Genomic DNA, 18,335 nt, shown 5'->3' on the forward strand with positions numbered 1-18,335 from the left:
CTTCGGGTGAAAATCTGACCTCGAAAATGTCATTCAAATCTGACGCAACTTATTATTTTCATATTACTTAGCGAACAGCAATAGAAAAAATGAGAAAGCCGCGCCTCAAACCAAAGACAACAAATCGGAGGGTTGGCGGAGGAAAAGGGAGGCGCCGGGAAGTTTCCGCAAAAAATCTTCGTCACGGAAGCCCCACAGACACAGGGCACAGGGGAGACCGGCACGCTGAGAAGTTTCCAAATCAACCTCGGAATCTCCGACGTAAATCGCTTCGGAAGGACTGCTGCCCAACTCCCGCAACGCTGCCATGACGGCATCGGGACAGGGTTTTCGTCGCACGGTGGCACTCTCGCCAACGGCAGAGGTGACGTAGTCGGCAAAAAAGCGTTGATTCAGAGATTGCACGGCGGGATGGAGTTTGTTGGAGACAATCGCCATGCGAACACCGCGCGCCTTGAGTTCGGCGAGCAGGGGCATGATGCCGGGATAGGGCGCAGTGAAGTCCAAACAATGCGCCACGTAATAGGCTCGAAAACTGGCAAAGACTTGCTCGAAGTCACATTCGCCAAGATGCTCTCCCACAGCGTGTTCCATGAGAAAACGAATGCCGTTGCCCAGGAAACTGCGCACCTCGGCGGTGGTGCGTTCGGGGAGCCCGTGCTCACGCAGAGCGTGGTTCACGGCGTTGGACAAATCGGTCAGCGTGTCCAAAAGCGTGCCGTCTAAGTCAAATACAACTGTGTTCATACCTTTAAGAAAAGAATAAGGAAGAAGAAGGGAGAAAAGTGAACACTTCTCGCACCCAAAACTTCTTTTCAGAGCGCGAAATTACAAATAAATATCTACCTTTGCTTCGTGAACAACGATGAACAAAGACGAACAATCTTTCAAAGCATGGACATACAAGCCAAATTTGACCACTTCAACATCAATGTGACAGACCTCGAACGAAGCATCGCATTCTACGAGAAAGCACTGGGACTGAAACCCTGCGGCGAAATCAACGGACCCGAAGGGGCTTTCAAAATTGTCTATCTCGGCAACGAACTCAGCCCGTTCCGCCTGGAACTGACGTGGCTCAAAGACCACCCGCAACCCTACAACCTCGGGGAATGTGAGTTCCACATCTGCCTCAGAGTGCCCGGAGACTATGACGCCACCAGAACTTTCCACAAAGAAATGGGATGCGTCTGCTACGAAAACCACGACATGGGACTCTATTTCATCTCCGACCCGGACGGCTACTGGATTGAGGTGCTGCCCATGAAGGAATGAAAACCGGAAGAAGACACGCTTGAATCATAATATATTTGAATCATAATATATATACTTAATAACAACCCTCAACCGCGAGCAACACTCGCCTCAAATCATGGAAAACCAACAAGCACTCATCGCACAATGCGAAGAAACTGCCCGCAAATGGATGACGGACAGTTGCTATGACGCTGAAACCCAAAAGGCTGTCAAAGCCATGGTGGAAAACCCCGACAAGACCGAACTCATCGACTCTTTCTACCGCACCCTCGAATTCGGAACCGGAGGACTGCGCGGCATCATGGGACCCGGCACCAACCGCATGAACATCTACACCGTCGGCGCTGCCACCCAAGGTCTCTCAAACTATCTGAACCTGAACTTCAAAGACCGCGACGAAATCAGCGTGGTGGTGGGACACGACAGCCGCAACAACTCTCGACTCTTCGCCGAGACCGCTGCGAACATCTTCTCCGCCAACGGCATCAAAGTCTATCTCTTCGATGACATGAGACCCACACCCGAAATGTCCTTCGCCATCCGCCACCTCGGATGCCAAAGCGGCATCATCCTCACCGCCAGCCATAACCCGAAGGAATATAACGGCTACAAAGCCTACTGGGACGACGGCGCACAGGTGCTCGCACCCCACGACAAGGGCATCATCGACGAAGTGAACAAGGTCAGCGTGGAAGACATCAAGTTCGAAGGCAAACCGGAACTAATCGTCACCATCGGCAAAGAAATCGATGACATCTATCTCGAAAAAGTGCACAGCCTCAGCATCGACCCGGAATGCATCAAACGCCAAAAAGACCTGAAGATTGTCTATACGCCCCTCCACGGAACCGGCATGATGCTCATCCCGCAGTCCCTCAAACTCTGGGGATTTGAAAGCGTTCACACCGTGCCCGAACAAATGGTGAAGGACGGAAACTTCCCCACCGTGGTCAGCCCGAACCCCGAAAACGGAGAAGCACTCACCATGGCACTCGACCTCGCCAAAAAGATTGACGCAGACATCGTCATGGCGTCTGACCCCGATGCGGACCGCGTCGGCATGGCGTGCAAGAACGACAAGGGTGAATGGATTCTCGTCGATGGAAACCAGACCTGCATGATTTTCCTCTACTACATCATCATGAACCGCAAGGCGCAGGGAAAGATGAAAGGAAACGAGTTCATCGTCAAAACCATCGTGACCACCGAACTCATCAAGGCGATTGCTGAGAAAAACGAGATAAAGATGTATGACTGCTACACCGGCTTCAAGTGGATTGCACGTCAAATCCGTCTCGACGAAGGCAAACTGCAATACATCGGCGGCGGCGAAGAAAGCTACGGCTTCCTGGCTGAAGACTTCGTGCGCGACAAAGACGCCGTTTCTGCCTGCTCACTGCTGGCTGAAATCTGCGCCTGGGCAAAGGACCAGGGCAAGACGCTCTACGACGTGCTGATGGACATCTACATGGAATATGGTCTCTCCGTCAACAAAACCATCAACGTCGTGAAGCCCGGAAAGAGCGGCGCCGACGAAATCAAGGCTATGATGGAGAACTTCCGAAAAGAAAGACCGAAAGAAATCGCAGGCTCTCAGGTGGTTTGCACCAAGGACTACGGCGTGCTGAAACAATATGACGCTGCCGGCAACGAAAGCCCGCTGGACTTCCCCGAAGCAAGCAACGTGCTGCAATGGTACACCGCAGACGGAACCAAAGTCAGCGTGAGACCCTCCGGAACTGAACCGAAAATCAAGTTCTACATTGAGGTCAAAGCACAGATGGGATGCCCCAAGTGTTACGTCCCTGCCACGGCTGAAGCCGCTGAGAAAGTGGAAGCAGTGAAAAAGAGCCTCGGACTCTGATTCATCCACCTCATCAAGAAACTCATTCAGGCTGCCGTGGCAAATCCCGCTCCGGCAGCCTTCTTTCCTTTCTTGGAAGGGGTGCGCAAAAAACACAGAGTGAAAACATAAGCACATTCTTTTGAACACTCCTTATTCCATCATTTTACAGAACACCCCAGCACACAATTTGAACTATTGCTGTCCCGATGAAACACTTGTTCATCTTCCAAAAAGACTCGCTGCTCCTCACCTCCCGCAACCAAATTCCCACGGGGGAGTGGACGCAATGGCTGACCGAAGAGCCGAAAGAAACGGTGGCTCTCCCCGTCTCCACAGATGGAACAGCAAACGCGGCGGCCGAGGTCGAACAAACACAGGGAACAGTCAACGACGCCAAGTGGATTTCACTCCGTGAGAGTTTCTACGTGCTCCCCGCTGCCGACTTCCGGATGGCTGCAAAAGCCCACGAACTTCTTCACTGGCATCGCGCCTCACGCTTCTGCGGCTTCTGTGGCAACCCCACGGAATGGAGCACCGAAATTTCCAAACGCTGCCCAAAATGCCACCGCGAAATTTGGGCAAACGTGCAACCCGCAATGATTGTCGCCATCACTCGGAACAACGGCGAAGAACTCCTGCTCGTGCAGTCCAAAAACTTCAAAAGAGACTACCTCGGATTGGTCGCAGGATTCGTGGAGACCGGAGAGAACCTGGAGGACTGCGTCGAACGAGAAATCAAAGAAGAAACCGGACTGACAGTCAAGAACTTGAAATATTTCGCCTCACAAAGTTGGCCCTTCCCGAACGTGCTGATGGTGGGATTCACGGCGGAGTATGCCGGCGGAGAACTCACCCTGCAACGCTCCGAACTGAACAAAGGCGGATGGTTTCGCCGAGACAACCTACCCGCCATCCCCGGAAAGGTCAGTCTCGCCCGAAAACTGATTGACCATTGGCTGGAACAAAAGAAAACCACACACGAATAGACTATGATACAGACTAATGACATCGAAAAGAAACAGGCGGAACGCCATTCTTTCTTTTCCTCCTTGCTGACGCTTTGGAGCAACAGTCAGACGCGTCTGCCCAAAGAGAAGGCTCGTCTGCTGGCGGACTACGTGCAAGGTGCCTTCGCCACAAATCCTGCGCTGCTGCGCGACAGCTCCGGATTCAACCGCTTCGTTCTTTCGCTGGAAGCAGTGAAACTGGCGGCGGAAGAAATTGGACTCCGCGGAGACATCCTGCTCGCCGGAGTGTTGCTGCCCACGGTGCAGGTGACGGAACAGTGTGACTTGATTGGAAAACTCTTCGGAGAGGAGGTGGCAACCATGCTGAAGACTTTCCTGAAAATGGAAACCATCGAAGCCAAAACGGAAGCCATGCGCACCGACAACTTCCGCAACTTGCTCATCAGTCAGGCGGGCGACATGCGCATCATTCTTCTGCTCATCGCACGAAGCGTGGCACTGATGCGCGTCGCAAAGTTTTCGGACAACGACGAGGAGCGAAGAAAAGCTGCCACCGAAGCGGCTTATCTCTATGCGCCCCTTGCACACAAACTCGGGCTCTACAAACTCAAAAGCGAACTGGAAGACCAGAGCCTGAAATACTTGGAGCACGATGCCTACTATCACATCAAAGAAAAACTGAATGCCACGAAACAGGCTCGCGATGCCTACATTGAACGCTTCACCGCGCCCATCCGAAAAATGTTGGATGCCGAGGGACTGCGCTATCACATGAAGGGACGAACCAAAAGCATCCACTCCATCTGGCAAAAGATGAAAAAACAAGGATGCAGCTTTGAGGGGGTCTATGACCTGTTCGCCATCAGAATCATCATCGACGCGCCACTCCAAAAGGAAAAAGAACAGTGCTGGAAGGTCTTCTCACTCATCACCAATAAATATGAAAGCAACCTGAAACGCCTCCGCGACTGGCTGACCGTCCCTAAAAGCAATGGCTACGAAAGTCTCCACATCACCGTGCTCGGACCGGAAGACAAGTGGGTGGAAGTGCAAATCCGAACGGAGCGCATGGACGAAATTGCTGAACACGGTCTGGCGGCTCACTGGCGCTACAAAGGGGTGAAGGCGGGCAGCGAAGGAGTGGACACGTGGCTGGCAAACATCCGAAGTGCCCTCGAAACGGGCAACGAAGCACTGCTGACCAAGAGCCTCAGTGCCAACGAAAGCCCCAAAGAGGTCTATGTCTTCTCGCCAAAAGGAGACCTCTATCACCTGCCGCCGGGAGCCACCGTGCTGGACTTTGCCTATATCATCCACACCGGACTGGGCAACAAATGCATCGGCGGACGCATCGACGGCAAGAACGTCTCGCTCCGACAAACGCTGGAAAGCGGACAGACAGTGGAAATCATCACGCAAAGCACGCAGACTCCGAAAAAAGAGTGGTTGCAAATCGCCAAGTCCGGACACGCCAGAGCAAAAATCCGCGCTGCCGTGAGAGAGCTCACCGCAGGAGAAATGGCACTGGGCAAGGAAATGCTGGAGAGAAAAATGAAAAACCGCAAAATCGAATGGGACGAAAGCCTCATCAACCAACTCATCCGAAAAAGCGGCTTCAAAGAAAGTTCTGACTTCTTCAAGGCTCTCCACGACGAGAAACTGGACACGAACAAACTGCTGGACACCTATCTCGACCTCGCCAAACGCGAACAGGGATTGGGCGAACGCTCGGCGGTGCGCAGTGCCGAGGAGTTTTCCATGGACTCGGAGGTGGTCGCTGCCCAAAAACAGAAAACGGAAAGCGACGTGCTGGTGATTGACCAAAACTTGAAAGGTATTGAGTTCAGCATGGCACGCTGCTGCAATCCGGTCTATGGCGATGACGTCTTTGGATTCGTGACGCAAGGCGGCGGCATCAAAATCCACCGCACCAACTGTCCGAATGCACCCGCCATGAGAGACCGCTTTGGCTACCGCATCGTGAAAGCACGCTGGGCAGGCAAGGGCACAGGCTCCTACCCCATCACGCTCCGCGTCGTGGGCAACGATGACTTGGGCATCGTGAACAACATCACGTCCATCATCTCCAAAGAGGAGCACATCATGCTTCGCAGCATCAACATCGACAGCTACGACGGACTCTTCTCGGGCATCCTGACCGTCATGGTGGACGACCTGAGCCGACTGAACGCACTCATCCGAAAACTGAAAACGGTGAAGGGCGTGAAAGCGGTCAGCCGAAGTTGACGCCCTGATTGCCGGCACTTTCCAGGCGTGCTCTGACAATTAGGTTGACAACGTAAGTACGTTCTTTTGAACTCTTCTGTTTCCATAATTTATTGAACACGGCCTTCCACCCTCCTTATTCCATAATTTATAGCCCCCACCCTCAGACCCTTCATCTTCTTCCCTTTTCCGTGATTCGTTTCCTCTCATTCTCCTGCGTCAGATTGCTTCTCTGGATGTTTCTCGCGACGCTTGCTCCCCTCTCCGCCTCTGCCGAGAACGAAGAGGAAAAGAAAACGAATGAGGTGATGCAACTGGTGTTCACCTACGTGGAACGCAACGGATTTCAGCCGAGGACCTACGAAAGCGAGATTTATCAGCGCCATCGGATGTACACCAAACGAAAGGGAATCATCGCCCGCTATGTTCCCGGCATGCTGAGACTGGAACGGGGCGTGCGCAACTATTTCTCTGAAGCAGAAATTCACATGCGCTTTCGCGACCCGGGAGAGGCAGATTTCAAGGTGAAAGCGTTCCACTCCACCGCCACCTACATGGAACCCCAAAGAATGGTGGACTTTGGAAGGTTTCATTTCAGAATCTATGCGCCAAAACTCCTGCAAGAAAGCATCCTCAACCCCTTGCACCCACGCAACAGGAGTTTCTATCGCTATCGCACGCTCTACTATGGCACCGCGCAAGGAAAACAAACGGCACACATTTCCATCAAACCTCGCTTCACCAACGAGCAACTCGTGAAAGGGGACGTGGATGTGGACGTGAAAACGGGCGCCGTGCGACACTTTTCTTTTACTTTTAGATATGGTTTCCGAACCATCTCGCTCAACGGTCGCCCGGGAGCGGAGGGTGAAGCAACTCTGCTTCCGGAAAGGATTCAAGTGATTTCCCGCTTCCGAATGTGGGGGAACAAGGTGGATGAGTCCTGCGACATGACCATCAAGAACCGCTTCCTTCCCATGGACTCGCTGAAGGAGGACAGTGGCGCACCTCTCGCTGAACGCCTGGATTTGACACGCCAATGCTTGCTCCGAATTGACACGACCTGCATCATCACGGCACCGGAGCATTTTGATTCGTTGCGACCGCGCCCGCTGACTCGCCACGAAAAGGAAATCATCAGTTCTCAAGACTCGCTGAACGCACTGACTCCCCGACGCCACAGAATCATCGGACCGCGCACCGAGGATTTGCTTCTCTCTTCCCACCACTTCTCTTTGAAGAACGAAGGAAACATCTCGGTGAAACTGCCACCCATCTTCACGCCTTCCATGGTGGCATGGAGCCAATCAAAAGGACTCTCGCTCCAAACCCGAATACGCCTACATGCGAAACTGCCAAAGATGGACGGGGCATGCTACTTCAGCCCACGCATCGGCTACACCTTCAAACAAGACCAAATCTACTGGCAACTGCCACTGCAAATCGATTGTATTCCCGCTCTGAACGGAAGATTCTCCATCACAGCCGGTGGCGGTCAACACCTCTATTCCAACCGACAGGCGGAGGAGGTGAGACATAAACTGGAACAATCAACAGCCTATGACAGCCTCGTCAACATCCTTGACTCCTTTGGCTTCCACGACTATCGCGACAACTACATCAAAACGGACTTCTGCCTCTCTCCCACCCCGGGACTCGTGCTGACTCTGGGTACACGCTATCACCTCCGCACACTCATTGAATGGACAGCACTGGCAAAAGCCACCGGAATGAAACACCATCTCTCGTCCCTCGCACCCAGAGTGGAGGTGCAATGGACGCCAAGGCAATACTACTACAAACAAGGAAAACGACGCATCCCGCTCTATTCAAAATATCCCACCTTCCTCTGGTGCTACGAACACGGCTTCCCGCTGAAGGACGGACACACGGGCTACGCCAAAATGGAAACGGACATCCGCTGGCGCATTCCTCTCTATGCCATGCGCTCCCTCTTTTTCAGAGCGGGAACCGGTTTCTACACCCGCCGAAGCCGTGACTGCTTCTTGGAATATGACTTCTTCCGCTTCAACTATGTGCCTGAGAACCACAACGATGACATGAGCGGAGAATTCCAACTCCTCAACGCGAGATGGTATAATGAGTCGCGCTACTATCTTCACCTAACGAGCACCTACGAGAGCCCGATGATGTTACTATCCCGCATTCCGGGCATCTCCCGAGTGGTTCGCACAGAGCGAATCTATCTCAACCTGCTCTCCGTCCGCGCCCTCGGCATCTACACCGAAGCGGGTTACGGTTTCAGCACGCACATCCTTGACCTCGGACTCTTCACGGGCATGGCAGCAGACCGCACCTTCAACTTTGGTTTCAAAGTCTCCCTACGTCTGTTTGAGGATTAATGAACTCTTCCTCCATTGTCCACTCACTCCATTAATGCTCAAATTATCCCTCCATTAATGCTCAATTTATCTCTCCATTAATGCTCATTAATTGATTCGTTAATGACTCATTAAATATTGGGGGGCACGCAGAATGCGCAGAATGAAAGGAATATTTTGGAACACGAATTACACGGATTAGACGAAATGAATATACACAATTGCGCTTGCTTGTGACGTCAAGTATGTGTTGCTCTATCATCTTGAATTGAGTGAGAACCGAACTAATGCTCTATACTAATGCTCTGCATGGCTGCTGTCATATCAGGATTTTTAAAGAAGCCTTTGATATACGGGAGGAAAGGAGTAATTTTGTGCATCTACATGGAATTGATTGCTTGTTCTTTTATATCTAAAATTTACTCATTTTCTTACAATTAGGAAAGAATCCATATCGATTTTTATATCCTTACCTATAGAAAGCAGTACTTGCGAGACCTAAATCAAATAACTTTATAAATTCACGCGTATGAAACGTTTATATCTATTAACCTTACTCCTCTACCTCTTCGTACAGGGATATGCCCAGACGCTCATTGACGGCATCTATTATAATCTTGATGACATCAATCTTACTGCGGAGGTGACTTCCGTGAGCTCAGGGAACTATTCTGGCAGTGTCACCATTCCTGAGACTGTATTATACGATGGGTGGCGATATGTTGTTATTTCTGTTGGAGATTATGCTTTCCGGAGCTGTAGCGGTTTGACGTCCTTTACCATTCCCAATTCAGTCACATCTATCGGACGTTTTGCTTTTTATGGCTGTACCGGTTTGACGTCCCTCACCATTCCCAACTCCGTCACATTTATTGGTAATTGGGCTTTCCAGTATTGTAGCGGTTTGACGTCCATTGAAGTGGAGTCAGGAAATACCGTATATGATTCAAGAGAATCTTGCAATGCTATCATAAACACTTCCGCCAATGAGTTGATTGCAGGATGTAAAACTACAATTATTCCCAATTCCGTCACAACCATAGGAGATTATGCATTCTATGAGAGTACCGGTTTGACGTCCCTCACCATTCCCAATTCCGTTACATCGATTGGAAAGTCTGCTTTTCTGGGCTGTTCCGGTTTGACATCCATCACCATTCCTAATTCCGTCGTATCTATTGGAGTTTCTGCATTCGCACATTGTAGCGGTTTGACGTCCCTCACCATCCCCAATTCCGTCACATCTATTGGAGATAGGGCTTTCCAGTATTGTAGCGGGTTGACGTTCCTCACCATGAAGCCAGCTACGCCACCTTCATTGGGCAGCGATGTGTTCGATGGGTGTGATAATTTGTCCACAATCTATGTACCTAATGATGATATCATGCCTGCATACGAAGCTGTTGCGCCTTGGAACAACTATACCATTCTACCTGAGCCCTCAGATGTCGTAGTCAAGACCGAGGCAATACTTCAACAAATGCCGGACGATTGGAGCAATCACGGACTTCTGAAAGATGCTGCTCAGCTCAGCAGCAACAAGGTGGAGCGCACTGAGGGGTCGCTGGCCGGTCTCATAGACGGCAATGCCGCCACCTACTTCCACTCTACATGGAGTAGCACGAACTCCGACAACGCGACCCACTACCTGCAGGTTGACCTCGGCTATGCGCTCCAGCACCTGCAACTCAAATACCTGCGCCGCAATCAGGAGAACAACGCCGAGCCCAAGATCATCCGCGTGTTCGCCACGAACGACCCAGCAGAGGGCTGGACAGAGACGGGAGTGGCTCACCTTCCCTCGGGCACAGGAAGCGAAACCATCGATCTGGGCAATTCCTACCGCTATGTACGCTTCAACGTAGAGGCCACACAGTATAACCGTACAAAAAATGGTAACCTCTACTTCACCTGGGCAGAGTTGGGCATCTGGAACGCCGCCGGCATCACCGACGATTTGCGTCAAGAGGCTGAGACACTTTTAACCACAGCCCGCACTGAGCAGGAAGCAGGCGCCCTCAGCAATGCGACCATTGAAGCCCTCGTGTCCATGAACGAACGTCTGGTGCGCGGCGACTACTTGCGCATCAAGGACGGCGGCAACAACTTCCGCTACACTGAGACACAGAACGGCTACGCTGCCATCCACTATGAGCGCGACTTCACGCACACCGGTTGGCAGGCTCTCTACGTACCCTTTGATATAAGCTACGACGACCTCAGCACCGACTTCACCGTGGCTGCCCTCAACGACCTACACCAGTTTGACGACGACAACGACGGACTCTTCGACCGCACTTCTTTGGAGGTGCGCTACCTGCGCAGTGGCGACGTGGTGAAGGCCAACACGCCCTATGTAATCCGCGCCACCGCCACCGGCATGCAGACCCTCGTGGCCGCCGGGGCTGTGCTGCAGCCCATGGAAGAGCTGAACGTGGACTGCTCGTCAATACTCTATCGCTACATCTTCTCAGGCACCTACACGGGCGTGAGCGGTGCCGACATGCAGGCGGGTAGCTACTACGCCATGAGCTCCGGCGCACTGGCGCAGGCAGAGAGCGACGCTGCCGCCTTAGGCGCTTACCGATGGTACATGGCCGTAGAGAGTCGTACAGCCTCGACAGCCGCCCTGCCGCGCCATATCCCCATTGTGGAGAGCGGCGCTGACCTCACCGACATAAAAGCCGTGGAGACCGACACCATGGGCAACGCCCCCATCTACGACCTCAACGGTCGACGCGTAGGTACGAGCCGCACGCTCGGAAGCCTCGGTAAGGGCATCTACTTGGTGGGCGGCAAGAAAATCATCCGTTAAACAGTTTGTGCCATGAAGAAATCCAAGTATATACCCCCTCAAATGGAGAGACTCTCTTATGAAAGCGAAGGCAGGTTGCTCACCAACTCCTATATAGAGGTGGGCGGAGATACCGACCATTTCGATGCCCCCGAGTTCAACGCTCCTACGACCGACACCGATGATTTTTGGGTTGAGCAATAGTCTCGCCGCCCCAGAACCCATGTAATCGAGTAGGAGGTAAACACTAATCATAGGTTGTTTATCTCCTATTTTCGTGTTTACCGACCTCTCACACCACCGTACGTGCCGTTCGGCATACGGCGGTTCTTAACGCGGGTGCATTTTCTCGTAATATTCCGTAAGCGTGGGATAGTGCGCTCCTTTCAAGTTCTCATTGGATATAGCACGTGCAAGTATGGGGCTATGGACGGTGCGCCAATAGCCTTTTCGGGTATTAGACCACTGCCATGCCTGCCATTTGGCGATGCCACATCTTTGTAGGTTCTTGAAGCGTGTCCGCACTCGTTTCCAGCATTTCCATATACACATGCGTATGCGACTACGCAACCATTCATCGGTTTCCCTTAGAAAGGTGCGCATCTCGGCAAGCCGAAAGTAGTTCACCCACCCTCGGATTGCATAGGTCAGTTTCTCCTTGCGCTTCTCGTAGCCCCAGCCGTTACTGCGCGATGTCAGTTCTTTCAACTTTTTGCGTAGTTTGGCTTTGGTCTTCGGATGAACGCACAAGCGAGCCTTTCCTCTTCACATATTGAACGAGTAGCCGAGGAACTTCTGTCCGTGGACACTGCCGACATGCGTTTTCTCGCGGTTTACTTTGAGGAAGAGTTTCCTCTCTATGAACTTAGCTATACTTTCGCATACTCTTTCAGCCGCCCTCGGACTTTTGCAGAAGATGACGCAATCGTCGGCATAACGCACAAACGGATGTCCGCGCCTTTCAAGTTCACGGTCAAGTTCCGTCAGCATGATGTTGCTCAGTATGGGACTGAGCGGTCCGCCCTGCGGCACGCCCGCCGTTGTGTCCTCATACTTGTGTCCGACCATTACTCCTGCGTTGAGATACTTGTGTATCAGTGATATGACCCTACCATCTTTGATGGTTTCGCCAAGTAGCTGTATCAGTTTGCTATGGCTGACCGTGTCAAAGAACTTTTCAAGGTCAAGGTCTACGCAGTATTTATATCCGCTGTTGATGATTTCCTGCGCCTTTCGCAGTGCTTGGTGCGCGCTCCGTCTCGGTCGGAAGCCGTAGCTTTTCTCCGAGAACTTCGGTTCGTACACCAGGCTCAGAACCTGGGATATGGATTGCTGGATTACACGGTCAATCACGGTGGGTATGCCGAGCTGGCGCGTCTTGCCTCCTTCTTTGGGTATCTCTACCCTCCTTACGGGATTGGGGCGGTAGCTTCCGCCAAGCAGACTTTCAGTTATTTCTTCCTTGTGTGCTCGCAGATATGGCAGTAGTTGCTCTATTTCCATTCTGTCGATTCCACCGCTCCCCTTGTTAGCCTTGACTTGTTTATACGCTCTGTTAAGGTTGTCGGGAGTGAGGATGTACTCTAACATCCTGTCTGACGATAGTTGCACTTCTACGAGTTCATCTCCAACTATCCCAATCAAAGTAGGCGCTCCCTCATAACTTTCGCTTTCCGAGCTATTCTTCCGAGGGCAGCTCTCTAATGTTTTCGGCTTTTCTCCTTTCATCGGGTAAATAAAGTTTTGCTCGTGTGGTTAAGTTTTGCCCTTCGTCTCCGCCCACGAGCTTTAAGGCGATGACTACTATGGCATCTGCTGACTTCTGTGGGTTCGTTGTTACTGCTTGCCTTGCGACTCGCCCCACAGACCTCCCCGATTAAGAACATAATCTTTCAGTCTTATACTCCCTTGATTTACTCGCGTCAGTCCGGATAGCTATCGGGCTTTGGTTTGTTTAGCAACCTTACCCCTGATTTTGAGCCTTGTATCAAGTTTCTGTGCGTGGAGCCAGACTTTTGTCCTTAGCTTCCTTCCGATTCCCCTCGCGGTAGACACCGTTGCCTCGGACTATGCGCTTCCCGCTATCGGGGCGCGCTCGGGACTTTCACCCGTTAGATTATGCCCATGTCGGGCGAACTGACAGGAGGGTGTGTCAAAATGCAAATTTTGACACACCCTCTAACGTACGTCCCCAAAGAAAGAGGGCTGTAAGTCCCGATACTTTATCAACGATAACAGTTTATTAAAGCAATCGGGACTTACAGCCCTCTAAATTACTATTTCTGCCTTACCCAGGCCTCACGGCCTGGGCTATTGGCTCGCCCTCCTTCGTAGGGCTCATCGGGCTTGCAGCCCTCACCATCCGGACGATAACAAGCGCCAAACTTTTACCGGACAGCAATATTTATCTATATCAATTATTTATAGATGAATAGAAGGTGTCTTAGATGGTAAAACTATTCTCTACCTTTCTTTACTCTCTCTACTTTCTTTACCCCTCTCTACCTTTCTATACCCCTCTTTACCCTCTTTACCCTTCCTCTTCCCAAACTCTTTGCACACCGCCTGCAGTCCGCACGTTTGACACTTCGGATTGCGAGCGGTGCAGGTGTAGCGACCGTGGAGCAGAATCCAATAGTGGGAAGCGGCAACCTCTGCTTCGGGAATATACTTCCGCAGCGCCATCTCCACACTGTAGGGCGTGGTGCATCGTGCCGGAACGAGTCCGAGACGATGGCTGACGCGGAAGACGTGGGTGTCAACGGCAAGCGCCGCCTTCTTGAACGCCACGGCTTGAATGACATTTGCGGTCTTACGCCCCACCCCGGGCAGGGTGGTCAGTTCCTCCAACGTCTGTGGCACCTCCCCGCCGAAATCGCTCACAAGTTTTTCGGCAAGCCCCTGAAGATGACGAGCCTTGTTGTTGGGATAACTGACGGAACGAATATAAGAGAATATGTCGTCCACACTCGCTGCCGCCATGTCGGCAGGCGTCGGATAGGCTGCAAACAGAGCGGGAGTCACCATGTTAATGCGCTTGTCGGTGCACTGCGCCGAAAGCACCACGGCTACAAGAAGTTCAAAAGGATTCGAATAGTTGAGCTCGGTCTCGGTGTCATCCATGGTCTGACGAAAATAGTCAAGCACATGGCGGAAGAGTTCTTGCATACGCATAACTTAAAAAATATCTTTTATAGACTTATGGTACTTGGTTTCATTTGGCAAGAAAAAGACCTGCCGCCACACCGAGAACACCTGCAAACAAGGAAGCGGCGACATAGAGCAGAGCGGCGAGATGATGACCCTGCGTGAAAAGACGGAATGCCTCGTGAGAAAAAGTGGAGAAAGTGGTGAAACCGCCACAGAAACCGGTGACGAGAAGAAAACGGAGAGCGGGCACTGACTGACGTTCCAAATGCCCCAAAAGAAGACCAATGAGCAAACAACCCAGCGCATTGGCTGCAAATGTCGCCCAAGGATAGTTTTGACCCGAAGTCCAACGGGACAGACAAACTCCCACGCCGTAGCGACAAAGCGAACCGGCACCGCCGCCAAGAAAAATGAGAAACAGATGAGTCATGGATGAAAACTGTATCCTTTCATGCCAGCTGAATCTTTCGTTAATTTCCTTGAACCATTAACGATACCATTCTTGAGCATTCATGGAAAGAACAACGTGTGAGGCAGAGAAAAAATTATTCCGTCAGCGCATGGAGGCGGGAAATGTATTTTCCCAAGATGTCAAACTCAAGATTCACGACGCTCCCGACTTGGAAGGTGTGAAAGTTGGTGTGTTCGAAAGTGTAGGGGATGATGCAGACCTTGAAACTGTCAGCGGTCGGCTCGCAAACGGTGAGACTCACGCCATTGACGGTCACGGAACCTTTATTGACGGTAAAGTATCCTCTGCGGGCAAGTTCGGGGTCAAAGTCGTGGGTGAAAGTGAAGATGTGGCTTCCATCGGCATCGGCAATCGACGTGCAGCGCGCCGTGCAATCAACGTGTCCCTGTACGATGTGGCCGTCAAGACGTCCATCTATTTTCATGGAGCGTTCCACGTTCACCTCATCGCCCTCCTTCCAAAGTCCGAGGTTGGAGCGTTTGAGCGTCTCGTCCATGGCAGTGACGGTGTAGGTGTCGCCCTGGATTTCCACGACGGTGAGGCAGACGCCATTGTGCGCCACGCTTTGGTCGATTTTCAACTCAGAGGCGAAGGGGCAGCGCAAGGTGAAGTGTTTATTGGTGGCTTCCGTTCTCACGGCGATGACCTGTGCGGTGCATTCAACAATTCCTGAAAACATGGTGAAAAAATTTTCTGATAAAAAACAAATACAGCGAATACTTAGGCTTTCAAAACAAGGAAGGGACTGAAGTCCCGTGAGAGACTCAATCCCTTCCGAATGCTATTTCTGAAAGAAGTCAGAATTATTTCTCGCCCTCTTCCATCTTGGCTTTCAGCGCAGCCAGAGCGTCGATGTCGCCGAGGCTGGTGGAGGCTGCCTGATTCTGAATCTGAGGAGCGGATTCTTCCTTACGAGCAGCCTTGCGGGGAGCGGCTTTGCGTTCGGCACGAGCCTCGCTGCGCTGAGCATCCTCAAAGGTGCGGCTGTGAGAAAGAATGATGCGCTTGCTGTCCTTGTTGAACTCAATCACCTTGAAAGCAAGTTTCTCGCCTTCCTTGGCGTGAGAACCATCTTCCTTCACGAGGTGCTTGGGAGTAGCGAAGCCTTCCACGCCATATTCAAGCTGGATGACAGCGCCTTTGTCCATGAGTTCGGTGATGGTGCCTTCGTGAACAGAACCTTCAGTGAAGACGCCTTCGAAGACATCCCAAGGATTCTCTTCGAGTTGCTTGTGACCGAGGGAGAGACGACGGTTTTCTTTGTCGATTTCAAGCACAACCACTTCGATGTCTGCACCAATCTGAGTGAATTCAGAAGGATGTTTTACCTTCTTAGTCCAAGAGAGGTCAGAGATGTGGATGAGACCGTCCACGCCTTCTTCCAATTCAACAAACACGCCGAAGTTGGTGAAGTTGCGAACCTTTGCATGGTGACGAGAGTTCACGGGATATTTCTCCTCGATGTCCTTCCAGGGATCTTCTTTCAGTTGCTTGATGCCGAGAGACATCTTGCGTTCGTTGCGGTCGAGAGTGAGCACAACGGCTTCCACTTCGTCGCCTACCTTCAAGAAGTCCTGAGCGGAACGAAGGTGCTGGCTCCAGCTCATTTCACTCACGTGGATGAGACCTTCTACACCCGGAGCAATCTCAACGAATGCGCCGTAGTCAGCCATGACAACCACCTTACCCTTCACCTTGTCGCCAACCTTGAGTTCAGCGTCGAGGGCATCCCAAGGATGCGGAGTGAGTTGTTTGAGACCGAGAGCAATGCGCTTCTTCTCTTCGTCAAAGTCGAGAATAACGACGTTGAGTTTCTGGTCGAGTTCCACAATTTCATGCGGATCGTTCACGCGACCCCAAGAAAGGTCTGTGATGTGGATGAGACCATCCACGCCACCGAGGTCGATGAAGACACCGTAGGAAGTGATGTTCTTGACAGTACCCTCGAGCACTTGTCCTTTTTCGAGTTTGGAAATGATTTCCTGCTTCTGAGCCTCGAGTTCTGCTTCGATGAGTGCTTTGTGAGAAACCACCACGTTTTTGTATTCCTGATTGATTTTGACAACCTGGAACTCCATGGTCTTACCAACGAAGACGTCATAGTCGCGAATGGGTTTCACGTCAATCTGAGAACCGGGGAGGAAGGCTTCAATACCGAAGACATCGACAATCATGCCACCCTTGGTGCGGCACTTGATGTAACCGGTGATGACTTCCTTGTTTTCGAGAGCTGCATTGACACGCTCCCAAGACTTGGTGGCGCGAGCCTTGCGGTGAGAGAGCACGAGCTGACCGCGTTTGTCCTCTTGGTTTTCAATGTAAACCTCCACCACGTCACCGGGTTTGAGGTCGGGATTGTAGCGGAACTCGTTGACGGGGATGATACCGTCGCTCTTGTAGCCAATGTTGACCACTACTTCGCGTTTACCAACAGCGATGACAGTGCCTTCAACGACTTCGTTCTCGTTCACGCGACCGAGGGTCTGGTCGTAGGCCTTTTCTTGTTCTTCCTGACTGCTGGCTGCCTGCACGGCACCATTTTCGTAAGCATCCCAGTCAAATTCTGCCAAGGGAGCAATGTTTTTTAAATTCTCCATTTAATGAGTTAATAATTAGGGTGAATAAATAAAAGTCTCCTTCCAAGCCGAGCGGTTTTGCGACAGGAGCAAAAGCGGGCGTCCCGCGCCCAAAACGGAGAATAGGCTCGTGCCGGTCTGCCGTCTTGCTGGTTGAAGACCAAAAATCGGGAGCAAAGTTTGAGCAAGGTGAGAGCAAAACCACAAGTTCACTTGAGAATTTTGCCGAGCCGAAGCCCAACTTCACAAATCGCGTGCAAAGTTAGCACAACTCCTTTGATTCACAAAAACTTCGTTCGTTTTTTCTACGTTTTTTGAACACGAATCAAACGAATTGAGCGAATGTTTCGGATTTTTATTGAGAAGAAAAAACTATTAATGAGCAGTAATGGAAAGAAAAAAGAAGCGAAAAGTTCATCGATAAGAGATTAAAAAGAACCCAAGTTAATTTTAGGACTATGCTATCGTACTTTGAACACGGCTTTCACAGAGGACTTGCCTTCAGGGGTGTTCTATAAATTACGGGATAAGGAACGTTCAAAAGAAAGTGCTTACGTTTTGGTCGCTTTTCGTTTCTTAGCGCGTCCTTTTGTAAGTTTCGTCAGTCACATAGCCCGCTATGCTCCTTCCTCAACTGACAAAAGTTCATCTCTAAGAAATCAAAAATCAACTCAACCTAATTTTTAGAACACCCCTTCAAAGTC

At 51.4% G+C, this 18,335-nt stretch carries 12 protein-coding genes and 2 pseudogenes; 8 read left to right on the forward strand and 6 right to left on the reverse strand.

Annotation, left to right across the window (positions count from 1 at the left end; genetic code table 11):
• Window positions 1–105: 105 nt before the first annotated feature.
• Complete coding sequence (locus tag I6E40_RS05620; RefSeq protein ID WP_235385942.1) at window positions 106–747, reverse strand: HAD family hydrolase; 642 nt, start codon at window positions 745–747, stop codon at window positions 106–108.
• A 147-nt stretch (window positions 748–894) separates the two neighbouring features.
• On the opposite strand from I6E40_RS05620, the gene I6E40_RS05625 reads away from it, so the two are divergent.
• The 8 genes and pseudogenes from I6E40_RS05625 (at window position 895) to I6E40_RS05655 (ending at window position 11,637) form a co-directional block, all read left to right on the forward strand.
• Window positions 895–1,275, forward strand: a complete 381-nt coding sequence (locus tag I6E40_RS05625; RefSeq protein WP_235385943.1) for a VOC family protein — start codon at window positions 895–897, stop codon at window positions 1,273–1,275.
• A 97-nt stretch (window positions 1,276–1,372) separates the two neighbouring features.
• On the forward strand, window positions 1,373–3,121 hold the full coding sequence (locus tag I6E40_RS05630; RefSeq protein ID WP_235385944.1) for a phospho-sugar mutase: 1,749 nt from the start codon (window positions 1,373–1,375) through the stop codon (window positions 3,119–3,121).
• A 188-nt stretch (window positions 3,122–3,309) separates the two neighbouring features.
• Window positions 3,310–4,089 carry an NAD(+) diphosphatase gene (gene nudC / locus I6E40_RS05635; protein ID WP_235385945.1) on the forward strand — a complete coding sequence of 260 codons (780 nt, stop codon included), beginning with the start codon at window positions 3,310–3,312 and terminating at the stop codon, window positions 4,087–4,089.
• 3 nt (window positions 4,090–4,092) lie between these two features.
• Window positions 4,093–6,318, forward strand: a complete 2,226-nt coding sequence (locus tag I6E40_RS05640; protein WP_235385946.1) for a RelA/SpoT family protein — start codon at window positions 4,093–4,095, stop codon at window positions 6,316–6,318.
• Between the two features lie 170 nt (window positions 6,319–6,488).
• Entirely contained in the window at window positions 6,489–8,660 is a 2,172-nt protein-coding gene (locus I6E40_RS05645) for a DUF5686 family protein (RefSeq protein WP_235385947.1), read from the forward strand.
• 508 nt (window positions 8,661–9,168) lie between these two features.
• Window positions 9,169–9,981 (forward strand): annotated as a pseudogene (locus tag I6E40_RS11080) (leucine-rich repeat domain-containing protein); the annotation flags it as partial.
• 42 nt (window positions 9,982–10,023) lie between these two features.
• Window positions 10,024–11,454 carry a discoidin domain-containing protein gene (locus tag I6E40_RS05650; RefSeq protein WP_235385948.1) on the forward strand — a complete coding sequence of 477 codons (1,431 nt, stop codon included), beginning with the start codon at window positions 10,024–10,026 and terminating at the stop codon, window positions 11,452–11,454.
• 42 nt (window positions 11,455–11,496) lie between these two features.
• Window positions 11,497–11,637 (forward strand): hypothetical protein, encoded by a 141-nt coding sequence (locus I6E40_RS05655; protein WP_235385949.1) that lies wholly within the window; start codon window positions 11,497–11,499, stop codon window positions 11,635–11,637.
• A gap of 126 nt (window positions 11,638–11,763) precedes the next feature.
• On the opposite strand, the pseudogene ltrA reads toward I6E40_RS05655, so the two are convergent.
• The 5 genes and pseudogenes from ltrA to rpsA all read right to left on the reverse strand — a co-directional run bounded on the left by ltrA (window position 11,764) and on the right by rpsA (window position 17,652).
• A pseudogene (ltrA, locus tag I6E40_RS05660) lies at window positions 11,764–13,161 on the reverse strand (group II intron reverse transcriptase/maturase).
• Window positions 13,162–13,896: 735 nt separating this feature from the next.
• Window positions 13,897–14,607, reverse strand: a complete 711-nt coding sequence (nth, locus tag I6E40_RS05665) for an endonuclease III (RefSeq protein ID WP_235385950.1) — start codon at window positions 14,605–14,607, stop codon at window positions 13,897–13,899.
• Window positions 14,608–14,647: 40 nt separating this feature from the next.
• Entirely contained in the window at window positions 14,648–15,013 is a 366-nt protein-coding gene (gene crcB, locus I6E40_RS05670) for a fluoride efflux transporter CrcB (RefSeq protein ID WP_235385952.1), read from the reverse strand.
• Window positions 15,014–15,128: 115 nt separating this feature from the next.
• The gene (locus I6E40_RS05675) at window positions 15,129–15,734 is read right to left on the reverse strand and encodes a riboflavin synthase (RefSeq protein WP_235385954.1); all 606 of its coding nucleotides are present in this window, start codon (window positions 15,732–15,734) and stop codon (window positions 15,129–15,131) included.
• Between the two features lie 124 nt (window positions 15,735–15,858).
• A complete protein-coding gene (rpsA, locus tag I6E40_RS05680; protein WP_235385956.1) occupies window positions 15,859–17,652 on the reverse strand; it encodes a 30S ribosomal protein S1 in 1,794 nt (597 codons plus the stop codon).
• Window positions 17,653–18,335: the final 683 nt, after the last annotated feature.

Source organism: Prevotellamassilia timonensis, assembly GCF_021531665.1.
Lineage (GTDB): Bacteria > Bacteroidota > Bacteroidia > Bacteroidales > Bacteroidaceae > Alloprevotella.